The following is a 1,248-nucleotide window of genomic DNA, read 5'->3' on the forward strand; positions in this document are numbered from 1 at the left end:
CGCCGGCCCCGGAGCCGCAGCGGATCGGGAGGCCGGGGCGGACGCGGACGCGGGGGCGGAGGCCGAGGCGGACGCGGACGCCGATGCCGATGCCGATGCCGAGGCGGACGCCGAGGCCGCCCGCTCGTCCGCCGTCGGGGAGAGCGCGACGAAGGCGGCGGTGATGAACAGGTACGAGCCGAGCCCGACCGCGAGCGGGAAGATGAACTGCAGCGCGGTGGCTCCGGGCAGCGCCTGGTCCGAGGGGGCCACCCGGACGGCGACCGCCAGCATCCCGGTGTAGTGCATGCTGCTGACGGCCCCGCCCATGACGAGGGAGGCGACGGCCACGGCCAGCGGCGAGCGGATGTTGAGGGCGGCCCAGAGGGCGGCGGTCGCGGCGACGACGGCGATGGCCACCGAGGTCCCGACGGTGAGCGGGTCGTAGGAGATCCGGCCGTGCAGGCGCAGGGCCGCCATGCCGAGGTAGTGCATGCTCGCGACCCCGAGGCCGGTGGTGAGGCCGCCGAGGACGAGGGCGCGGCCGCGGTCCTTGCCGTAGCCGACGGCGAAGACCCCGGCGCCGACGACGACCACCGCGACGAACAGGCTCAGCAGGGTCAGCGGCACGTTGTAGTGGATCTCGGTCCCGGTGACGTGGAAGCCGAGCATGGCGATGAAGTGCATCGTCCAGATGCCCGTGCCGATGGCGGAGGCCGCGGTGAGCAGCCAGTTGCGGCGGGAGGAGCCCGTCGCGGCGAGCGCGCGGACGGTGCAGCGCAGCCCGAGGGCGGCGCCGATCGATGCCATCACATATGACAGCGCGGGTGTCAGCCAGCCATAGGCGGCGTGGTCCAGGTGTCCCATGGCCACGGGACGCTAGTCCGGGTGAGGGGACGAACAAGGGGCGCATTTCGAAAGCCGCTGGAACTGCTGGAATATGACAGAGATACGTTCATCTCCGATCACACCACGTACCACCTTGCACACGGTCCGCAGGGTTCACCCTGCGGACGCCTGGGCGATCCGGGCGCCGGGTGCGGAATCATGGGCGCATGAGCACTGAGAACCGTATGAGCGATGACCACACGCGTGTACAGGAGTTCTTCGGGGCGCGCGCCGACGCCTGGGACGAGAAGTTCCCGGAGGACGGGCCCGCCTTCGCGACGGCCGTCGCCGAGTTCGGCATCGGGCCCGGCGACCGGGTGCTCGACGCCGGCTGCGGCACCGGGCGGGCGCTGGCCCCGCTGCGCGCGGCCGTCGGCCCCG

1 protein-coding gene and 1 pseudogene are annotated in these 1,248 nt (G+C 72.7%); one reads left to right on the forward strand and one right to left on the reverse strand.

The window, feature by feature from the left end:
- Positions 1-846, reverse strand: an 846-nt coding sequence (locus tag AB0F18_RS39280) for an MHYT domain-containing protein (protein WP_362070355.1), incomplete at its 3' end; no start/stop codon positions are given.
- A 188-nt stretch (positions 847-1,034) separates the two neighbouring features.
- Between AB0F18_RS39280 and AB0F18_RS39285 the strand changes: the two are divergent.
- Positions 1,035-1,248 (forward strand): annotated as a pseudogene (locus AB0F18_RS39285) (SAM-dependent methyltransferase); the annotation flags it as partial.

It is taken from the genome of Streptomyces sp. NPDC029216 (assembly GCF_040648015.1).
Taxonomy (GTDB): Bacteria; Actinomycetota; Actinomycetes; order Streptomycetales; family Streptomycetaceae; genus Streptomyces.